This is a genomic window from Mitsuaria sp. TWR114 (assembly GCF_007997345.1).
In genome coordinates, this window is record NZ_VOSR01001135.1 from 1 (window position 1) to 978 (window position 978).

Sequence of the window (978 nt, forward strand, 5' to 3'; positions counted from 1 at the left end):
CAGCGCGATGACGACGGCGATGCCGGCCTGGTAGCTGGTGCCGCAGGCCAGCAGGCGCAGGAAGTCCGGATAGGCACGGGCGCGCTGCCACGACGCCCACAGCTGCGAGAGGCCGGAACCCATGCGCGCGGCCCGGCGTGTCGCGCACGGATCGGCGCGCTCGCGCAGCAGCAGGAAGGTGGGCAGCGCGGCCAGCAGATAGAGGCCCGCAGTGATGAGCATCGTGACCGGCACGAAGTGACTGGCGGTGTCGCCGCGCGCTTGAGCGCTCAGCACATAACCCAGGCACAGCCCCAGCGCGAGCATGCCGCCCAGATAACCGAAGGCCCAGCCCCAGCCGGACACGCCGGCCCAGCGCGTCGCGTCTCGCGAGCTCGGGCAGGAACGCCGCGATCAGCGATTCGCCATAGGAAAAGAAGACATTGGAGACCACGACGGCGACCGCCGCCCACCACAGTTGATCGGGCCCGAACACCGCGAGCGCCGCTGTCGAGAGCACGCAAGCGCCGGTGCAGAAGCCAAGCAGCTTCTTCTTCGCGCCGTGCGCGTCGGCCCAGGCGCCCAGCCCGGGCATCGTCACCATCACCAGGAAGCTGGAAATCGCGATCAGCACGGTCCAGAGCAGCGTCGCCGACGGCTGGCCCCGGGCGATCACGCCGACGAAATAGGCGTTGTAGACGGCGGTCAGGACAACGGTCGTGTAGCCCGAGTTGGCGAAGTCGTACATCGACCAGCCAAGGACCTCGCGTTTGCGGACGCCCGGGTTCAACAGTTCCTGCGCAAACATGCCCATGCGATGCGACCGCCGGTTGCCATGCGCGTGGTGCCTGGAACGGGACTCGAACCCGTACGCCGGTTGAGGGCGGCGGATTTTAAGTCCGCTGTGTCTACCGATTTCACCATCCAGGCCACGGCGGCTCCGAGCGGAGTTCCATGTCGTAGTGACCGGGCATTATCGGGGCCACCGGGCAAGAAAAA

1 protein-coding gene, 1 tRNA gene and 1 pseudogene are annotated in these 978 nt (G+C 67.4%); 1 reads left to right on the plus strand and 2 read right to left on the minus strand.

Features of this window, described 5'->3' with window-relative positions; all coding sequences use genetic code 11:
• Positions 1 to 583, minus strand: a pseudogene (locus FUT87_RS28150) (MFS transporter); the annotation flags it as partial.
• Here FUT87_RS28150 and FUT87_RS31270 point away from each other — a divergent pair.
• Complete coding sequence (locus FUT87_RS31270) at positions 510 to 668, plus strand: hypothetical protein (RefSeq protein WP_255512104.1); 159 nt, start codon at positions 510 to 512, stop codon at positions 666 to 668. The pseudogene FUT87_RS28150 and the gene FUT87_RS31270 sit on opposite strands and share 74 nt — an antisense overlap.
• A 153-nt stretch (positions 669 to 821) precedes the next feature.
• Here FUT87_RS31270 and FUT87_RS28155 read toward each other — a convergent pair.
• Positions 822 to 909: transfer RNA gene (locus FUT87_RS28155), tRNA-Leu, on the minus strand.
• Positions 910 to 978: the final 69 nt, after the last annotated feature.